Origin of the sequence: Xylanibacter ruminicola, from assembly GCF_900107775.1 — a bacterium.
In the GTDB taxonomy this organism is placed as follows: Bacteria; Bacteroidota; Bacteroidia; order Bacteroidales; family Bacteroidaceae; genus Prevotella; species Prevotella ruminicola_C.
Map to the genome: position 1 here is coordinate 31,860 of NZ_FNRF01000002.1, position 18,137 is coordinate 49,996.

13 protein-coding genes and 1 pseudogene are annotated in these 18,137 nt (G+C 50.3%); 5 read left to right on the forward strand and 9 right to left on the reverse strand.

Annotated features, from left to right (window positions below):
- The first annotated feature begins 1 nt into the window (after window position 1).
- From BLU97_RS04250 to BLU97_RS04270, 5 genes are all read left to right on the forward strand, one after another.
- On the forward strand, window positions 2–610 hold the full coding sequence (locus BLU97_RS04250; RefSeq protein ID WP_074760926.1) for an FMN-binding protein: 609 nt from the start codon (window positions 2–4) through the stop codon (window positions 608–610).
- A gap of 4 nt (window positions 611–614) precedes the next feature.
- Window positions 615–1,238 (forward strand): NADH:ubiquinone reductase (Na(+)-transporting) subunit D, encoded by a 624-nt coding sequence (locus tag BLU97_RS04255; RefSeq protein ID WP_013065051.1) that lies wholly within the window; start codon window positions 615–617, stop codon window positions 1,236–1,238.
- Between the two features lie 3 nt (window positions 1,239–1,241).
- Window positions 1,242–1,868 (forward strand): NADH:ubiquinone reductase (Na(+)-transporting) subunit E, encoded by a 627-nt coding sequence (gene nqrE, locus BLU97_RS04260; RefSeq protein WP_013064075.1) that lies wholly within the window; start codon window positions 1,242–1,244, stop codon window positions 1,866–1,868.
- Between the two features lie 36 nt (window positions 1,869–1,904).
- The gene (gene nqrF / locus BLU97_RS04265; protein WP_074760424.1) at window positions 1,905–3,173 is read left to right on the forward strand and encodes an NADH:ubiquinone reductase (Na(+)-transporting) subunit F; all 1,269 of its coding nucleotides are present in this window, start codon (window positions 1,905–1,907) and stop codon (window positions 3,171–3,173) included.
- Window positions 3,174–3,340: 167 nt separating this feature from the next.
- A complete protein-coding gene (locus tag BLU97_RS04270; RefSeq protein ID WP_254771657.1) occupies window positions 3,341–4,588 on the forward strand; it encodes an ATP-binding protein in 1,248 nt (415 codons plus the stop codon).
- A 58-nt stretch (window positions 4,589–4,646) separates the two neighbouring features.
- Here BLU97_RS04270 and pflA read toward each other — a convergent pair whose 3' ends face one another.
- From pflA to BLU97_RS04310, 9 genes and pseudogenes are all read right to left on the reverse strand, one after another.
- On the reverse strand, window positions 4,647–5,387 hold the full coding sequence (gene pflA / locus BLU97_RS04275) for a pyruvate formate-lyase-activating protein (protein WP_175456301.1): 741 nt from the start codon (window positions 5,385–5,387) through the stop codon (window positions 4,647–4,649).
- Entirely contained in the window at window positions 5,387–7,633 is a 2,247-nt protein-coding gene (pflB, locus tag BLU97_RS04280; protein ID WP_074760426.1) for a formate C-acetyltransferase, read from the reverse strand. The genes pflA and pflB overlap by 1 nt, the downstream gene beginning before the upstream one ends.
- Window positions 7,634–7,761: 128 nt before the next feature.
- Window positions 7,762–9,159, reverse strand: coding sequence for an endo-1,4-beta-xylanase (locus BLU97_RS04285; protein ID WP_074760427.1), 1,398 nt, complete (start codon window positions 9,157–9,159; stop codon window positions 7,762–7,764).
- A 131-nt stretch (window positions 9,160–9,290) separates the two neighbouring features.
- Window positions 9,291–9,740, reverse strand: coding sequence for a hypothetical protein (locus BLU97_RS04290; RefSeq protein ID WP_074760428.1), 450 nt, complete (start codon window positions 9,738–9,740; stop codon window positions 9,291–9,293).
- A gap of 181 nt (window positions 9,741–9,921) precedes the next feature.
- Complete coding sequence (locus BLU97_RS16170) at window positions 9,922–10,182, reverse strand: winged helix-turn-helix domain-containing protein (RefSeq protein WP_224083076.1); 261 nt, start codon at window positions 10,180–10,182, stop codon at window positions 9,922–9,924.
- Between the two features lie 24 nt (window positions 10,183–10,206).
- Window positions 10,207–11,877: pseudogene (locus BLU97_RS04295) on the reverse strand (Na/Pi cotransporter family protein); the annotation flags it as partial.
- A gap of 110 nt (window positions 11,878–11,987) precedes the next feature.
- Complete coding sequence (locus BLU97_RS04300) at window positions 11,988–13,106, reverse strand: alpha/beta hydrolase (RefSeq protein WP_254771658.1); 1,119 nt, start codon at window positions 13,104–13,106, stop codon at window positions 11,988–11,990.
- 77 nt (window positions 13,107–13,183) lie between these two features.
- A complete protein-coding gene (gene nifJ, locus BLU97_RS04305; RefSeq protein WP_074760431.1) occupies window positions 13,184–16,759 on the reverse strand; it encodes a pyruvate:ferredoxin (flavodoxin) oxidoreductase in 3,576 nt (1,191 codons plus the stop codon).
- 66 nt (window positions 16,760–16,825) lie between these two features.
- Window positions 16,826–18,019 carry an ATP-binding protein gene (locus BLU97_RS04310; protein WP_074760432.1) on the reverse strand — a complete coding sequence of 398 codons (1,194 nt, stop codon included), beginning with the start codon at window positions 18,017–18,019 and terminating at the stop codon, window positions 16,826–16,828.
- Between the last annotated feature and the right edge of the window lie 118 nt (window positions 18,020–18,137).

Below are 18,137 nucleotides of genomic sequence, written 5' to 3' on the forward strand. Positions count from 1 at the left end.
ACTGAATACAAACTCTAACGCGTACATTATTATATATAGCGCGGTAATGGTGGTTATCGTAGCCTTCCTGCTGGCATTTGTCTATCAGGCTCTGAAGCCTATGCAGGATGCTAACGTAGCACTTGATGTGAAGAAGCAGATTCTCTACTCGCTCAACATCCGTAATCTGGATGGTGCCGAGGCCGAGGCAAAGTATGCCGAGGTGGTGAAGGACGAGCAGGAGCAGGACGGACAGAAAACCTACGCTTGTGAGATTGACGGTAAGGCTGTTAAGGTAGTAAGCCTGAAGGGCATGGGCCTTTGGGGTGGTATCAGTGGCTATCTTGCTATCGACGAAGAGGGTAAGGTTTATGGTGCCTACTTCAACCACGAAGGTGAGACCGCTGGTCTGGGTGCCGAAATCAAGGACTCTCAGGCTTGGCAGGAGAAGTTTATCGGCAAGCAGATCTGGGACGAGCAGGGCAACGTTGTTCTCTCAGTTGTGAAGAAGGTTGAGAACCCCGCTACTCAGGTCGACTGTGTAACAGGTGCCACCCTGACTTCGAATGGTGTTGACGCCATGCTGAAGGACGGTCTGAAGAATGTTAAACCAAATGCAGAGGAGGAGTAAGATTATGGCATTATTCAGTAAACAAAATAAGGAGGTTTTTACAAACCCGTTGAACGTCGATCATCCTATCCTTGGACAGGTGCTGGGTATCTGCTCGGCCTTGGCTGTTACATCGCAGCTTAAGCCTGCCATCGTAATGGGACTCGCCGTTACTGTGATTACCGCATTCTCAAACGTAATTATCTCAATCATCCGCAACACTATCCCTAACCGCATCCGTATTGTGGTTCAGCTGGTGGTTGTGGCTGCGCTGGTAACTATCGTTAGCCAGATTCTGAAGGCTTTCGCTTACGATGTGAGCGTTCAGCTGAGTGTATATGTAGGATTGATCATTACTAACTGTATCCTGATGGGTCGCCTCGAGGCGTTTGCCATGCAGAACAAGCCTTGGCCTTCGTTCCTCGATGGTGTAGGTAACGGTCTGGGCTACGCTATGATTCTGGTGATTGTTGGTGCCGTTCGTGAGTTGCTGGGCCGCGGCAGTCTGCTGGGCTTCCAGATTGTGCCTGATGCCTGCTACGACTTCGGTTACGTTAATAATGGTATGATGACGATGCCTGCTATGGCGCTGATTCTCGTGGGATGTGTGATTTGGGTTCATCGTGCTTACTTTTATAAGGAGAAATAAGATATGGAACACGCAATATCATTACTATTCAGGTCGATCTTTGTCGACAATATGATCTTCGCTTTCTTCCTCGGCATGTGCTCTTATCTGGCTGTGTCGAAGACTGTGAAGACTTCGTTAGGACTCGGTCTCGCTGTAACCTTCGTGCTTACCGTTACCGTTCCTGTTAACTATCTGTTGCAGACCAAGGTGCTGGGTCCCGACTGTCTGGTTGAGGGTGTTGATCTCAGCTACCTGTCGTTCATCCTCTTCATCGCCGTTATTGCCGGTATGGTGCAGTTGGTTGAGATGACTGTTGAGAAGTACTCTCCATCGCTTTATGCAGCGCTGGGTATCTTCCTGCCTCTGATTGCCGTAAACTGCGCTATCATGGGTGCTTCGCTGTTCATGCAGCAGCGCATCCTGATGGACCCCTCTAACTCGCAGGCCATTACCAGCGTTTGGGATGCCATCGTTTATGGCTTCGGCTCTGGTCTCGGTTGGGCGCTGGCCATCGTGGCTATGGGTGCCATCCGCGAGAAGATGCAGTATAGCGATGTGCCCAAGCCTCTGCAGGGCCTCGGCATCGTGTTTATCACCGTGGGCCTCATGGCTATGGCTATGATGTGTTTCTCAGGACTGAACATATAAAATTTAAGAATTTAAAAATGTAAAAATTAAAAAGATATGGCTCAGTTTATAGCATATAGTATAGGGGTTTTCCTCGCGGTAATCATCCTGCTGGTGATTATCCTGTTGGTGGCTAAGAAGTATCTCAGCCCCAGCGGTAATGTGAATATTACAGTTAACGGAGATAAGGTGCTGAACGTACCACAGGGCAACAACCTGATGGCTACCCTCAACGAGAATGGCATTTTCCTGCCTTCGGCTTGTGGTGGTAAGGCCAGCTGCGGCCAGTGTAAGGTTCAGGTACTCGAGGGTGGTGGCGAGATTCTCGACTCAGAGAAGCCTCACTTCACTCGTAAGCAGATTAAGGACCATTGGCGCCTGGGTTGCCAATGTAAGGTTAAGGGCGACCTGAAGATTCACGTAGATGAGTCGATTCTGGGTGTTAAGGAGTACGAGTGTACCGTTATCTCTAACAAGAACGTGGCTACCTTCATCAAGGAGTTCAAGGTGCAGCTGCCTGCTGGCGCTCACATGGACTTCCTGCCTGGTTCTTACGCTCAGATCCGTATTCCTAAGTTTGATTGCATCGACTACGATAAGGACTTCGACAAGAGCCTGATTGGCGACGAGTATCTGCCTGCATGGGAGAAGTTCGGTTTGTTCCCACTTAAGTGTAAGAACCCCGAGGACACCATCCGTGCTTACTCAATGGCCAACTATCCTGCCGAGGGTGATGTATTCATGCTTACCGTACGTATCGCTACACCTCCATTCAAGGCCGACCGTTCGGGCTTCATGGATGTAAATCCTGGTATCGCATCAAGTTACATCTTCTCGCTGAAACCTGGCGACAAGGTCATCATGAGTGGCCCTTATGGCGACTTCCACCCACACTTCGACTCGAAGAAGGAGATGATTTGGGTTGGTGGTGGTGCCGGTATGGCTCCTCTGCGTGCTCAGATCATGCACATGACCAAGACGTTGCACACTACCGATCGCGAGATGCACTATTTCTATGGTGCACGTGCGCTGAACGAGGTGTTCTATCTCGACGACTTCCTGGGATTGGAGAAGGAGTACCCCAACTTCCATTTCCACCTGGCACTCGACCGTCCAGACCCAGCAGCCGATGCAGCTGGCGTAAAGTACACTCCAGGCTTTGTACATCAGGTAATGCTGAACACCTATCTGAAGGACCACGAGGCTCCCGAGGATATCGAGTACTACATGTGCGGTCCTGGCCCTATGTCGAAGGCCGTGGTATCTATGCTCGACTCGCTCGGCGTAGATCCCGAGAGCATTATGTACGATAACTTCGGCGGATAATCCGTTATCCCCCGCAAATCATAAATAAAAGGTGCAGCAACTTCGTGTTACTGCACTTTTTTATGCATTTCAACCGCTGTATTGGATAAAATAGTACGTTTTTTATCCAATACACTTGCAAAATTGAAGAAAATACCATATATTTGCACCCGAAATATAATATTGAGATGATGAAGACAATTATTCTGAACCAACGAAAAGAACGTGACGAGTTGCTGTCGCGCCCTTATCTTACACGTAGAACTAATCAGGATGAAAACGTGCTACTGAACAGTCAGCTTATAAAGTTGATTACAGGTCCGCGTCGTGTAGGCAAGTCAACTCAGGCCTTGCTGATGCTGCGTAATAAGAACTTTGCCTATCTGAATTTCGATAATCAGCCGCTCCTGGATGCCTGGGATGCTAATCTTGTGATGCGAATGCTTGATGATGTCTATCCTGGCTATGAGTATCTGCTACTCGATGAAGTACAGAATCTCGACGCTTGGGACTTATGGGTGAGCGAACTCTACAGGATGGGTAAGAATCTGGTCATAACAGGTAGCAACGCCAAGATGCTATCGAGCGAAATGGCAACGGTGCTTACGGGAAAATATCTCCAAATAGAGATGCTACCCTTCAGTATGGAAGAGTTTTTCGATTGGCACAAACTCAATCTCAATGTAATGCAGCCGGAACAGCAAGCAGAGGCGAACGCTCTGACAGACGACTATATGCAAAATGGTGGTTATCCGGAAGTGGTAGCTTCGCGCTCATTAGTGCGCAGTTACCTCGACACCTTATTCGATTCTATCATTTGGAAGGATGTGGCAAAGCGACACAATGTACGGAACATCACCGACCTTAATAACCTTGCCATGTATTTGGTTTCCAACTTCTGCAATCCGCTGAGTGCCAACAACCTCTCAGAAGAATTGGGATTATCGAGTGTTAGCACTACCAAGAAATACATGGACTATCTGCACGAACCATATTTATTCTACTATCTGTCGCGCTACAACAGCAAACTGAAACTGATGAAGAAGGCCCCACGGAAGGTCTATGTGGTGGATAATGGATTTGTGGCCGCCAAGGCTTTTGCCGTGAGTGAGAATCTTGGTCGTTTGCTTGAAAATCAGGTTTTTGTAGAACTTATACGTCGCGGATATGATACCGATAAGACCATGTTCTATTATCGTTCGCGCAACGACAAGGAGGTAGACTTTGTGCTACGCAAAGGCGCAAAGATAGAGCGCCTGGTGCAAGTGTGCTATGATATGAGCAGTTCTAAAACGGAGAAGCGCGAGATTGACAGCATCGTGGAATGCGCTGGTGAACTGAAGTGCAGCCATCTCACCATTGTCACCCGCGACGAAGAGCGCACCATAGAGAAAGCCGGCTACACCATAGAAGTGGTTCCCATATCAAGGTTTTGATAAGATAAGAATTCACAATAAAATAAGTGCAGCAACCTTGATGGCGCTGCACTTTTTTTTACTTGGCGCCGAGGATTTCCTTGGCGCGGGCTATTTGCTCGGCGGTGGGCGGAGCTACATCCTTTAAGGTGTAATCTATGCCTAATTGTTCCCACTTGAAGGTGCCCAAGGTGTGGTAGGGCAGAACCTCTACCTTCTGCACATTCTGCAGCGTGTCGATGAAGTGGCGCAGCTGTGTGAGCTGGGCCTCGTCGGTGGTGATGCCGGGCACCAGCACGTGACGAATCCACACGGGCTTGTTGATGTCCGACAGATAGCGGGCGCAATCCAGGATGTGCTCGTTGCTGTGACCTGTGAGCCAGCGATGCTTCTCGCTGTCGATATGCTTGATGTCGAGCAGCACCAGGTCGGTACTCTGCATCAGGCGCTCGAACTTACCAAAGAAAGGCTCCTCGCGGGTAAAAGGCTGGGCAGACGTGTCGAGACAGGTGTTGATGCCGCGTCGATGTGCCTCCTCAAACAGGTCGATCAGGAAATCAATCTGCAGCAGCGCCTCGCCACCGCTCACGGTAATACCGCCATCGGGGCCCCAGTAGCTGCGGTAGCGCTCGGCCTTGTCGAGCAGCTCATCTACGGTAGCTGTGGTACCACAGGCATCCGAGCCCAGTTTCCATGTGTCGGGATTGTGGCAGTAGCGACAGCGCATGCGGCAACCCTGCATGAAAATCAGAAACCGAATCCCTGGCCCATCAACAGAGCCAAAGGATTCGGTAGAGTGTATATAGCCTGTACTACTCATTACAGACTCTCGTGAGATTGACGTGCAATTACATCCTCCTGCTGCTCGCGAGTCAGGTCGATGAACTTCACAGCGTAACCCGATACACGGATGGTGAAGTTAGCGTACTCGGGCTTCTCGGGATGCTCCATAGCATCGCGCAGCTTATCTACACCAAACACGTTCACATTCAGGTGGTGAGCACCACGGCTGAAGTAACCGTCCATTACGCGAACCAGCGTGTTAGCACGCTCCTCGTCGTTCTGACCCAGGGTGTTGGGGCTGATGGTCTGAGTGTTAGAGATACCGTCGAGGGCATACTCGTAAGGCAGCTTAGCTACTGAGTTGAGCGATGCCAGCAGGCCGTTCTTCTCGGCACCATAGCTTGGGTTAGCACCTGGCGACAGAGGAGTACCAGCACGACGGCCATCGGGCAGGTTACCTGTGTACTTACCATAAACCACGTTCGAGGTGATGGTGAGGATAGAGCAGGTTGGGGTAGCGTTACGATAGGTAGCGTGCTTGCGAATCTTCTTAACGAAGGTCTTCAGCAGCCATACAGCAATCTCGTCGGCGCGGTCGTCGTCGTTACCGTAGCGTGGGAAGTCGCCCTCGGCTACATAGTCAACGTTGAATCCCTCCTCATCGCGAATCATTTTTACCTTTGCATACTTAACAGCAGAGATAGAGTCGACAACGTGTGAGAAACCTGCGATACCGGTAGCGAATGTACGACGTACGTTGGTATCAATCAGGGCCATCTCGGCAGCCTCGTAGAAGTACTTATCGTGCATGTAGTGGATGAGGTTCAGGGTGTTTACATATACACCAGCCAGCCAGTCCATAGCCTGGTCGAAGCGTGGAGCCAGCTCCTCCCATGTCAGGTACTCGTCCTTGATGGGGCGGAAACCAGGAGCAACCTGCTCGCGGGTCTTGGCGTCGACACCACCGTTACATGCATACAGGAAACACTTAGCCAGGTTGGCACGTGCTCCGAAGAACTGCATCTCCTTACCAGTCTGTGTAGCACTTACACAGCAGCAGATGCTATAATCGTCGCCCCATACAGGACGCATCACCTCGTCGTTCTCGTACTGGATCGAGCTGGTCTTAACCGAGATCATAGCAGCGTACTTCTTGAAGTTCTCGGTCAGGCGTGGCGAGTAAAGTACGGTGAGGTTTGGCTCGGGCGAAGGACCCATGTTCTCCAGGGTGTGCAGGAAACGGTAGTCGTTCTTGGTCACCATGTGGCGTCCGTCCATACCCATACCACCTACCTCGAGAGTAGCCCAAACGGGGTCGCCCGAGAACAGCTCGTTGTATGATGGGATACGAGCAAACTTAACCATGCGGAATTTCATTACCAGGTGGTCGATGAGCTCCTGAGCCTCGCTCTCGGTCAGGGTTCCCTCCTGCATATCACGCTGGATGTAGATATCCAGGAATGTAGATACGCGACCTACCGACATGGCAGCACCGTTCTGAGTCTTGATGGCAGCCAGGTAGCCGAAGTACAGCCACTGTACAGCCTCGCGAGCGTTGTTAGCAGGCTGCGAGATGTCGAAGCCATAAATCTGAGCCATAGCCTTCATCTCCTTCAGGGCCTTGATCTGCATTGAGATTTCCTCACGCTGACGGATGACGTCGTCGCTCATCACACCGGCACCGCAGTTGCGCTTGTCGGCCTCCTTCTCGGCAATGATAAAGTCGATACCATACAGAGCCACGCGACGGTAGTCGCCTACGATACGGCCACGGCCATAAGTATCGGGCAGACCGGTCAGGATGTGGTTGTGACGTACGTGCTTCATCTCCTCGGTGTAAGCATCAAATACGCCGTCGTTGTGGGTTTTGCAATACTTTGTGAAAATCTCGTGCAGCTTCTCTGATGGCTTATAACCGTAGTTGGTGCAAGCCTGCTCAGCCATCTTGATGCCGCCAAAAGGCATGAAGGCGCGCTTCAGGGGTTTATCGGTCTGCAGACCAACTACCTTCTCCAGATCCTTCTTACTCTCGTCGATGTAGCCAGGGCCATAAGCTGTCATGCTCGAAACAATCTCTGTCTCCATGTCGAGCACACCGCCCTTGGCACGCTCCTCCTTCTGCAGCTCCTGCAGACGGCCCCACAATACGTTTGTGGCATCTGTAGGCTCAGCAAGGAAGCTCTCGTCGCCCTCGTAAGCTGTGTAGTTGTTCTGAATAAAGTCTCTTAGATTGACCTCTTCGGTCCACTTGGTTCCTTTAAAACCACGCCATTCATTTCGCATAAATCAAATAGTGCTTTTAAAAATTAATACCTATTGCTTGTTTTGCGGGTGCAAAGGTACTACTTTTTTGCGAACTACGCAAATATTTACGTAGCAATAATTGATTATTTTGATTTGGCGCAATTTGTTTAGCGTACCAACTTCTTGCCATCTACGATGTAGATGCCGTGTGGCAGCTCGTGGATGGTTTTGGTTGAAAGACGTGTGCCGTCAAGGGTGTAGATGCCCTTTGGGGTAGCGGTGGTGGCATCGGTATTAGGGGTGCCGATGCTGTTGGTAACCTGCCCGCCCAGTCCGCGAACAAAACCGGCATAGGCATGCTTGCGATAGTAGTTGATATCCCAGATGCCCACGGGCTCGCCTCTACGCCACATGTATTGCGCGTCGGGTACATCGGTTGGGCACCACTGGCAGATGCCCCATTGCTGTTCGGCAGGTATCACGCGCAGGTACTCCTTGATAATCCACTCGTAAAAGTCGGCCATCTTCTGGTGCTCGGCCTCGGTAAGCTGTGCTGTTTTAATTTTGTTGCCCCATCGGTTGTTGGTGCCGCGCACATAGCCCATGTCCATCTCGCTGATGCGGCACAGCTTGCCGCTGGCTGCCATCACCTCGAACATGGTGGTGATGTGCTGCTTAATGCTGTTCAGGGTGTTGTCGTCCTCAAAGCAGCAGATGTGCATCTGGGTGCCTATGCCATCTATGTGGGTTTCGCCGTCGGCCTCCCATTTCTTAATCCAGTTTACCAGGCTCTTTACCTTTTTGTTGCCGTCCCAGTCGCTCTCCAGGTTGTAGTCGTTGATAAATAGCTTCACGTCCTTGGGTCCGTACTTGCGGGCCAGTCGGCAGGCCTGGCGCACGTAGTCCAGATCGCCCAGATGGTCCTGCCAGTAAAAGCTGTCGCCACCCACATCCCATGTGCCGCTCTTGTAGCCCGATGAGTGCTGCAGCACATAGTTGCCTTCGCCGTCGTTACCATCGCCAGCGATAGCCTCGTTCACCAGGTCCCATGCCTTTACCTTGCCTTCGCAGGCCTCCATCATACCCTTTATCCACTTGTCCATGGCATATACCAGGGTATCGTGGCGCTCCTGCTGGCTCTTACCGTTTACCAAACTGCGCAACCAGGCGTTGGGCTGCTGCGAGTGCCAGGCCAGGGTGTGGCCGTAAACGTGCAGGCCTGCTTCGGTGGCTGCCTTTACGTAACGTTTCACGTTATAAAAGTTCATGTTGCCGCTGCCGTCCACGCAACTGCCCATCTTCATGGCGTTGCCCGCCACGGTTTCGGTAAAGTTCTTGTTTACCATATTCCTGAATGTGGTGTTGTTAAAATAATCGTTCACGGTAGTACCTATACCCAGTTTAAAGTTGGGGTATTTCTCGTAGTTGATATAATTCTTTAGTGCCTGAAAATCATCCAGATAGCGGTAGTTGCTATTGTTTGGTTTACCCAGTTCGAATTTCTCCTGCGCTACCACAGCTGTCGATAGGCTGGCAGCAAGCACACACATCAGTATTTGTTTCATTGTGATATTTACGTTGATAATTAATTAGCTATTGAAATAATTTCGGCTACAAAATTACATGTTTTTTTCGAGAAAACATCATCAATACACAAAAAAAAGAGGCAAAACTTTTTTGTTTTGTCTCCCGGATATTATTTATCTTTTGATGTTGTATTATAGTATTGTGTTTCGATGGCTTCACATCCATCCAAGATGCTGCGATGTATATGCCCATTCTTTTCTGGACCATAGGCGCTATAGCGTTTTCCTTCAGGTGTGTAGTTACATTTAAAACCTGTAATGTGACGATCGCGCCTAAATTCCTTGGGATCATCTACGCATACACTCTTTACTGAGATCGATAGCTTGCCCATCTCTTTCAGGTCTACGGTATAGACGTTCTGCATGTAAAACTTCACGGTGTCAAACAGTTCACGTAGCACGAGCCTCACGTCAGAGGCTTTTGCTGTACAATTTTCCTCAATCATCTCTTCGATGTCTTCCAATGAGATAACACCCTGTTTTACAGTGTGAGCGTAATACTTACCGTAGTTTTTACTACCTTTGATTTTGTTCTGTAATAGTCTGTACTGTATGGCCATAATTCGTTTTTGCTGCAAAGATAATACATTTTTAAGCCGATTCCAAATTATTTAACTATAAATTCACTGAAATTGCAAAACAAATTCACTGAATTTGTTCATCAAATACACTGAATTTGTTCATCAAATACACTGAATTTGATATGCAAATACACTGAATTTGCTTTATAGGTCATTATTGCTATCCCTCGAACACATAGCCGAGGCCTTGGCGGCTGACGATGTTCTGGGCGTAGAGGCCTAACTTTTTGCGCAGGCGGGTGACGTGCACGTTAACCGTACGTTCGGTTACGATGACATCGGCCCATACCGTGTCCATGAGTTGCTGGCGGCTGAGCACGTGGTTGCGGTGGGCGAGCAACTGGTACAGCAGGTCGAACTCGGTACGGGTAAGACTGATGGGCTGGCCATCGATAGTTACGGTTCGGCGATCTACATTCATCTTCAAACCGTTATAGTTCTGATAGCGTTTGCCCAAACGTGCCTCAACCACATTCATCACGTAATCGCCCAGCTTTTCGCAGTCGGTCACAATGTCGGTATATATTGTACCCAGCGTGTAACTATAGGCATGGCTGTTGACATCGCTAAGGGTTTGTGCCTTGATGCTGTCGCGCATGGTGTTGATGTCGGTCTCGATATCCCGCGAGGCATCGATGGTGAGGTTTTCGCGGCGACCATTCAATACAACCATCATCTGTGTCAGGGCCTCGTTTACCAGATGCTGCATATCGCGCAAACGCGCATACTGGGCAGGTGTGAAATCCTCGCGGTTTTCGCGCAGATTCTTGATGGTTCGGGCCATCTTAAAACAGGCATCGCCTATTGATTCGAGCTCGCCTATCTGACGGAACATCATACGTATCTTATCCTTGGTGGCATCGGAAAGGTGATCGTTACTTACCTGCTCAAGATAGGTGGCAATCTCTATCTCCATATTATCGGCAATGGTTTCGTAGCGTTCGATACGTTCGTACTGGCGCTCAAACTCTTTCTTATCCTTCTCGTCGGTAAGCGTGCGCGTCATACCAAACATGCGTTGCATGCGCTCGGCAAAATGGATAATCTCTTTTTGTGCCTGCATGACGGATATTTCGGGTGTTGCCATTACGCCGCCATCGATAAAGTGCAGAGTGGCGTTGGGCTTGGTAAGCTGGCGGTCGGGCAGCAAACGGCACACGACGCGCTCCATCTGGGGGATGAAACCGATGAGCAGAGCGGTATTAAGCACATTGAAACATGTATGGAACAGGGCCAGTACCACTGGCAGAAGCGCTGTTTGTGAGCCTGTCGCAGGATTGTAGCCAACGATGCTGCACACCAGATCTACGAACGGGTAGAAAACTATCAGCACCCACACCACACCGAACATATTAAACAGCAGGTGGGCTAATGCTGCGCGTCGGGCCTCGATGCCTGCTCCGAGTGCTGCCAGATTGGCCGTAGCCGTGGTGCCGATGTTTTCGCCCATCACCAGGGCTATACCCATATAGATAGGCAGTACACCGGTAGAGCAGAGTAGGATGGTGATGGCCATGACGGCTGCCGACGACTGTACGATACAGGTGATGAGTGTGCCTGCAATCAGGAAGATAAAAATGGTGAGATAGCTGCTGGTATCGAACGATGAAAAGAAGCTTACCACCTGGGCATTGTGCTGCAGGTCCATAGCCTTACCAGCGCCGCTCAGCATAACGAGCGACCAGAACAGAAAGGCCAATCCGAAAAGGAATTCGCCTGCATAGCGGTGGCGCTTTTTATAGATGAGCACCATGCCCACCAGGAAGGCGGGGAACACCACTACGCTCAGGTTGAGATTATAACCCAGCGACATGATCCAAGCCGTGAGTGTGGTACCGATATTGGCACCCATGATAACCGAGATGGCTTGTGCCAGCGTGAGCAGTCCGGCACTCACGAACGATACCGTCATGACCGTAGTGGCCGACGACGACTGTACGGCGCAGGTAACAAATGTGCCAGTAAGCATGCCGGTAAATCGGTTTGTGGTCATTCGGCCAAGAATATGTCGTAATCCTGATCCTGCCATTTTCTGTAGGGCGTCGCTCATGGTCTTCATGCCATAAATAAGTAGTGCGAGCGAGCCTAAAAGTTGTAAAACAATCTCTAATGTCATAGTTTTGTATTTTAATGATTTCGGTGGCAAAGATACGCAAAAAGAAAATAGCCTGCAAATATTACAGGCTACGTTTTGGTTACGATTACTTAAATAACTATATTATACCTTTATTTCGACGTTTTAACCGTAATCTGGGCGGGGAACATGTAAGCCGGATCGTTACGCTGGTAAAGGGTGCGGCGCAGGGTGCCGGGCTGGGGTTTTACCTTGCCCTTGAACAGCTTGCGGCCCTGATACATAACGGTAACGGGCTTTTTAAGATCCACCATCTCCTGGCACAACGAGAGTGTGAGCTGCGAATAGTCGCAACGGGTGATGGTAATGGTGTTGCCATCTATTTGGGCGCGTACCTCTTTTCCGCGCGCCAGCTCGTTGGCGGGAGCTGATAGCCAGTAGAAGTATGGGGTAACCACATCGGCCTGATGCCATACCACGCGCTTAGGGTAGGGGTTACGCTGATACTGGGCCATCCAGCTAACAGCCACGGTATCAACACGATCCATCCAGTGGCCCTTGCCTTCTACGATATGTCCTTCGTGGATGTAGCCCTCGGGATCAGCTGCGTGCAGCGAGTCCATCTCGGCGATACGGTCCTGGCAGCGGTACACACGATCGTAGGCATCATCAAGCTGTCCGCACCAGATCATGAATGGGGTGTTACGCAGATTCAGGAGCGACACATCGCCTGGGTGACCAGCCATCATCGAGGCGGCTGCCCAATGGTCGGCCATGCGTGGACCAAGGCGCCACACGCCATCGCCACCAGCCGAGTAACCCATGATGTAAACCTTGTTGGGATTTACATCGCAGTAGGCCTGCATCATCATGATAATCTGACGGTAGAACGTGTCGTCCTCGGGACGGAAATGAAGATCCCATGTATTGGTGATGGCACGCGGACTGAGATAAACGGCACCCTGAGGGCGATACAGTCGCTTCTGGTTCTCCCATTGCTGATCGTTCAATTCGGCAGGGGCGCCGCCACCGCCATGCAGCGAGATGTAGAGGGCGTAGCCATCGGCAGGCTTGGGGCCATAGATACTCCAATGCAGTTTCATGGTGAGGCTGTCGTTTACCAGCACCTTATTGCGGTAGGCATCGGCAAACACGGTACGTACAGAGTCCTTCCACTCGTTGATGAGTGTTTGTTCGTCGGTTGTAGCTGCACTCGCGCCGCATGCAGTAGTGAGCCACATTAGTAAGATAGTTAGTTGCTTTGCTTTCATTGTCATTTAGTGTTTTTGTGAAAAGAGGTGGAACTCTTTGAAAGCCCCACCTCTCTAAATATACTATTCAGGAAAAATTAGTCCTCCCAATTCTCCTGGCTCTTACGGATGTAAGACTTGTAACGGAGCTGAGCCATGCGCTGAGCCTCAGCGAAGAGCTCCTCGGCCTCGTTAGGATAAGCCTTCTTAACACTCAGGTAGCGAACCTCGCCAAGCAGGAAGTCATGGAAGTTCTCCCAGTTAGGCTCCTTAGAGTCGAGAGAGAATGGGTTCTTGCCTTCCTCAGCCAGAGCTGGGTTGAAACGCCACAGGTGCCAGTAACCGCACTCAACAGCCTTCTTCTCCTCGGCCTGGCTCTTACCCATACCGCCCTTGGCCTTCAAGCCGTGGTTGATACATGGAGCGTAGGCGATGATGATTGAAGGTCCGTGCCAAGCCTCAGCCTCGCGGATAGCCTTGAGGGTCTGTGCGTGGTCGGCGCCCATAGCAATCTGAGCTACATATACATAACCATAAGTGGTAGCAATCATACCCAGATCCTTCTTGCGGATGCGCTTACCCTGAGCAGCGAACTGTGCGATAGCACCAAGAGGAGTAGCCTTAGAAGCCTGACCACCGGTGTTAGAGTAAACCTCGGTATCGAGTACCAGGATGTTAACATCCTCGCCAGAAGCAATCACGTGGTCGAGACCGCCGTAACCGATGTCGTAAGAGGCACCGTCACCACCGATGATCCACTGTGAACGCTTAACCAGGTAGTGATCCAGAGTCTGGAGCTCCTTGCAAGTAGGACAGCCCTTAGCAGCGCTCTCGGCGATGAGTTCGCGCAGACGTGGAGCAATCTCCTTAGTCTTCTCAGCGTCGTCCTTGTTAGCAATCCACTCAGCAGCAAGTGCCTTGTACTCGTCGCTAGCGTTGCCGTCGATCATCTCCTGCAGCAGCTTAGCTACGCGCTCCTTCATCTTCTTGTTACCAAGAGCCATACCCAGACCGAACTCGCAGAAGTCCTCGAACAGAGAGTTGTTGAATACAGGACCCTGACCCTTCTCGTTCTTGGTGTAAGGTGTAGAAGGAATAGAAGCAGAGTAGATTGAAGAACATCCAGTAGCGTTGGCAATCATCTGACGATCACCGAACAGCTGAGAAATCAGCTTAACGTATGGAGTCTCACCGCAACCAGAGCAAGCGCCAGAGAACTCGAACAGAGGCTGAGCGAACTGTGAGTTCTTAACATTGCTCTTGATGTCAACCAGGTTCTGCTTGCTCTTAACGTTCTTAACCAGGTACTCCCAGTTCTTAGCCTCCTGAACCATATCGGCAGCATCAGGATTGAATGGAGCCATGGTAAGAGCCTTACCAGTCTTAGGATTGCCTGGGCAGATATCAGCACAGTTACCGCAACCCAGACAGTCGAGTACTGAAGTCTCGATGCGGAAGTGCATGCCCTTCATAGCGGCAGGAGCCTTCATCTCGAGAGTGTCGGCAGCAGCTGCGAAGCCCTTCAGCTCCTCGTCGTCGAGAACGAATGGACGGATAGCAGCGTGAGGACAGATGTAAGCACACTGGTTACACTGGATACAGTTGTCCTTGTTCCAAACAGGAACGAAGGCCTCAACACCACGCTTCTCGTAAGCGGCTGTACCAACCTCCCATGAACCGTCGACTGTGTTGTGCTTAACGAAGTCAGAAACCTTCAGCAGGTCACCGGCCTGAGCGTTGATAGGACGTACCAGCTCCTTAACGAATGCAGGAGCGTCGTCGGCCTTAACCTCATCATCTGGCAGGTTAGCCCACTCAGGCTTAACTGTGAGCTGAACATACTCACCACCACGATCGATAGCGGCATAGTTCTTATCTACAACATCCTGACCCTTAGCGCCGTAAGACTTCAAGGCAGCAGCCTTCATCTTCTCAACAGCCAGCTCTACGGGGATAACGCCTGTAATACGGAAGAAGGCACTCTGCAGGATAGTGTTGGTACGGTTACCAAGACCAATCTCCTGAGCAATCTTAGTAGCGTTGATGGTATAAACAGTAATGTTGTTCTGTGCGAAGTAACGCTTTACCTTGTTAGGCATGAACTTCTCCAGCTCGTCGGCGTCGAAGATAGTGTTCAGCAGGAACTGACCGTTCTTCTGCAAACCACGTGTAACGTCGTACATGTGCAGGTAAGCCTGAACGTGGCAAGCTACGAAGTTAGGTGTAGTTACCAGATAGGTAGAGCGGATAGGTGTATCACCGAAACGCAGGTGAGAGCAGGTGAAACCTCCCGACTTCTTAGAGTCGTAAGAGAAGTAAGCCTGGCAGTACTTGTCGGTGTTGTCACCAATAATCTTAACTGAGTTCTTGTTAGCACCTACGGTACCATCGGCACCCAGACCGTAGAACTTAGCCTGGAACATGCCAGCACCACCCAGGGCGATCTCCTCAACCTCAGGCAGAGAGGTGAAGGTTACATCGTCTACGATACCAACTGTGAAGTGGTTCTTTGGCTCGGGCATAGCGAGGTTGTTGAACACGCTGATGATCTGAGCAGGTGTGGTGTCGCGGCTACCAAGACCGTAGCGACCGCCAACGATAACAGGACGATCCTGAACATCGAAGAAGGCATCCTTAACATCGAGGTACAGAGGCTCGCCGTTAGCGCCTGGCTCCTTAGTACGATCCAGAACGGCAATCTTCTTAACTGTCTTAGGAACAGCAGCCAACAGGTGCTTAACTGAGAATGGACGATACAGGTGAACTGAGATCATACCAACCTTCTGACCGTTTGCGTTCAGGTAGTCGATAGCCTCGCGAGCTGCATCGGTAGCCGAACCCATCAGGATGATGATACGATCGGCATCCTCGGCTCCGTAGTATGAGAACAGGTGGTACTCACGGCCGGTGATCTTAGAGATCTCGCCCAGGTACTTCTCTACTACCTCGGGTACTGCATCGTAGTAAGGATTGCTAGCCTCGCGGTGTGTGAAGAAGGTCTCGGGGTTCTCGGCGGTACCGCGTGTTACAGGGCGCTCAGGGCTCATAGCACGATCGCGGAAACGCTTGATGTACTCTTCCTTAACCAGAGGACGGATATCCTCCATGTCCATCATCTCAATCTTGTGATACTCGTGAGAGGTACGGAAACCATCGAAGAAGTTTACGAATGGAACCATAGTCTCGAGGGTTGCCAGGTGAGGAACAGCGGTAAGGTCCATAACCTCCTGAACTGAACCTGAGCAGAACATAGCAAAACCGGTCTGACGGCAAGCCATTACGTCCTGGTGGTCGCCAAAGATACACAGAGAGTGTGAAGCCAGCGTACGGGCAGAAACGTCGAATACGCAAGGAATCAACTCACCGGCAATCTTGTACATGTTAGGGATCATCAGGAGCAAGCCCTGAGATGCTGTGAAGGTAGTAGTAAGGGCACCAGCCTGCAAAGAACCGTGAACGGCACCTGCAGCACCAGCCTCTGACTGCATTTCCTGAACTGAGACGTTCTGGCCCCACAGGTTCTTACGACCACGGGCAGCCCACTCGTCAACATGCTCCGCCATTGGCGAAGACGGGGTGATGGGGTAGATAGCAGCTACCTCCGAGAACATATAGCTCACGTGAGCTGCAGCCTCGTTTCCATCACAGGTGATAAACTTCTTTTCTTTAGCCATTGTCTTTGATAACTATAAAAAATGAATAACTATATGTGTAACTTTTACTTAATAGACTCTACATTATTAATATAGGAATCCCAGTAGCCACAAGGGTATCTGGTTTTCTTTTCCTATCTCGGTATTGTAACGCGCATAAATGATGTCGGGCGACGTGCGCAGCTTGCCGGTTGCCTTGGCATCTATCACGCGGAACTTTAGCTTCTCATCTACCACGTAGTTAGCATCGCGCGTGCTGCAGCTGTTAACCTTATGATCCTTCCACAGCGAGTTAACGAAGAATGTCTCCATCGCCTCCTGCTTATCTACCTGGATGGGGTAGATGGCGTACATCAGGTTTGAGTTGTGCAGCATTATCTTGGTGGGTTTCTTGGGAAACTCCTGACCAACGGGATAAATCATATTCAGCAGGCGGGCATCGGTAAGATTCTTGATGTAGTTCATTACCGTGGCGCGACTGGTTTCGATATCCTGTGCCAGCTTACTTACGTTAGGAGCCTTCGAGGCGCCCTCTTCGGCAATCTGGTAGAACAGCTTCTTTATCTTAGTAAGGTATTTCAGCTCAATCTGCTTTACCAACAGAATATCCACCTCGGTCATCATGTTCATCGTCTTCAGCAGGTTCTCGCTGTAGTTGCGATGCTCCTGGAAGAAGGGGTAGAAACCGTGGTGAATGTAATCCTGGAAATACTTGTTGGGCGATGCCTTAGGCAGGATCTGCTTGATAATATGCTCGTGATCCTTCAGAATCTCTTCGAGTGTGTAGGGCTTGAAGTTATTGCCCGTCATCAGATTGATGAACTCGCGGAACGAGAAACCGCGCAGGTTGTAGCTCTTTACGATACCGTTAAGCTCGGGGTTCTCGTCCTTCAGGCGCATCACACTCGAACCGGTGAACACAATCTTCAGGTTGGGGTACAGGTCGTAGCACTTACGGAGCTCGCTACTCCATTCGGGCTGCTTAAACACCTGGTCGATCAGAAGCACACGACCGCCCTGCTTGTAGAACTTGCCTGCAAAGCTGGCGATGCCCTGGCCCTGAAAGTAGAAGTTGTTCATGTTGATATACAGACATTGCTTGTCGAGTACATCAAAATTCTCCTTAGCGTACTGAAGTAGAAAAGTGGTTTTGCCGACACCTCGTGTACCTTTAATTCCTATCATGCGGTCGTTCCAGTTTATCTCATCCATAAGAATGCGACGAACCGGTGCATTTACATGCTCTACGAGATATCTGTGCGTCCTGAAAAAAGCTTCCATTCCTGCTTGATTTGTTTCTTTGTACTTTAAAAAGTGGTGCAAAGATACACATTTTATCTTAAATTGCAAACTCTAATTAGCAAAATCTCAAAAAAAAGTAGTAATTTTGCGCCAAAAT

Coding starts and splice junctions, on each gene's coding strand:
- BLU97_RS04255 (WP_013065051.1), top strand. CDS start 615: ATGGCATTATTCAGTAAACAAAATAAGGAGGTTTTTACAAACCCGTTG.
- nqrE (WP_013064075.1), top strand. CDS start 1,242: ATGGAACACGCAATATCATTACTATTCAGGTCGATCTTTGTCGACAAT.
- nqrF (WP_074760424.1), top strand. CDS start 1,905: ATGGCTCAGTTTATAGCATATAGTATAGGGGTTTTCCTCGCGGTAATC.
- BLU97_RS04270 (WP_254771657.1), top strand. CDS start 3,341: ATGATGAAGACAATTATTCTGAACCAACGAAAAGAACGTGACGAGTTG.
- pflA (WP_175456301.1), bottom strand. CDS start 5,387: ATGAGTAGTACAGGCTATATACACTCTACCGAATCCTTTGGCTCTGTT.
- pflB (WP_074760426.1), bottom strand. CDS start 7,633: ATGCGAAATGAATGGCGTGGTTTTAAAGGAACCAAGTGGACCGAAGAG.
- BLU97_RS04285 (WP_074760427.1), bottom strand. CDS start 9,159: ATGAAACAAATACTGATGTGTGTGCTTGCTGCCAGCCTATCGACAGCT.
- BLU97_RS04290 (WP_074760428.1), bottom strand. CDS start 9,740: ATGGCCATACAGTACAGACTATTACAGAACAAAATCAAAGGTAGTAAA.
- BLU97_RS16170 (WP_224083076.1), bottom strand. CDS start 10,182: ATGAATGTAGATCGCCGAACCGTAACTATCGATGGCCAGCCCATCAGT.
- BLU97_RS04300 (WP_254771658.1), bottom strand. CDS start 13,106: ATGAAAGCAAAGCAACTAACTATCTTACTAATGTGGCTCACTACTGCA.
- nifJ (WP_074760431.1), bottom strand. CDS start 16,759: ATGGCTAAAGAAAAGAAGTTTATCACCTGTGATGGAAACGAGGCTGCA.
- BLU97_RS04310 (WP_074760432.1), bottom strand. CDS start 18,019: ATGGAAGCTTTTTTCAGGACGCACAGATATCTCGTAGAGCATGTAAAT.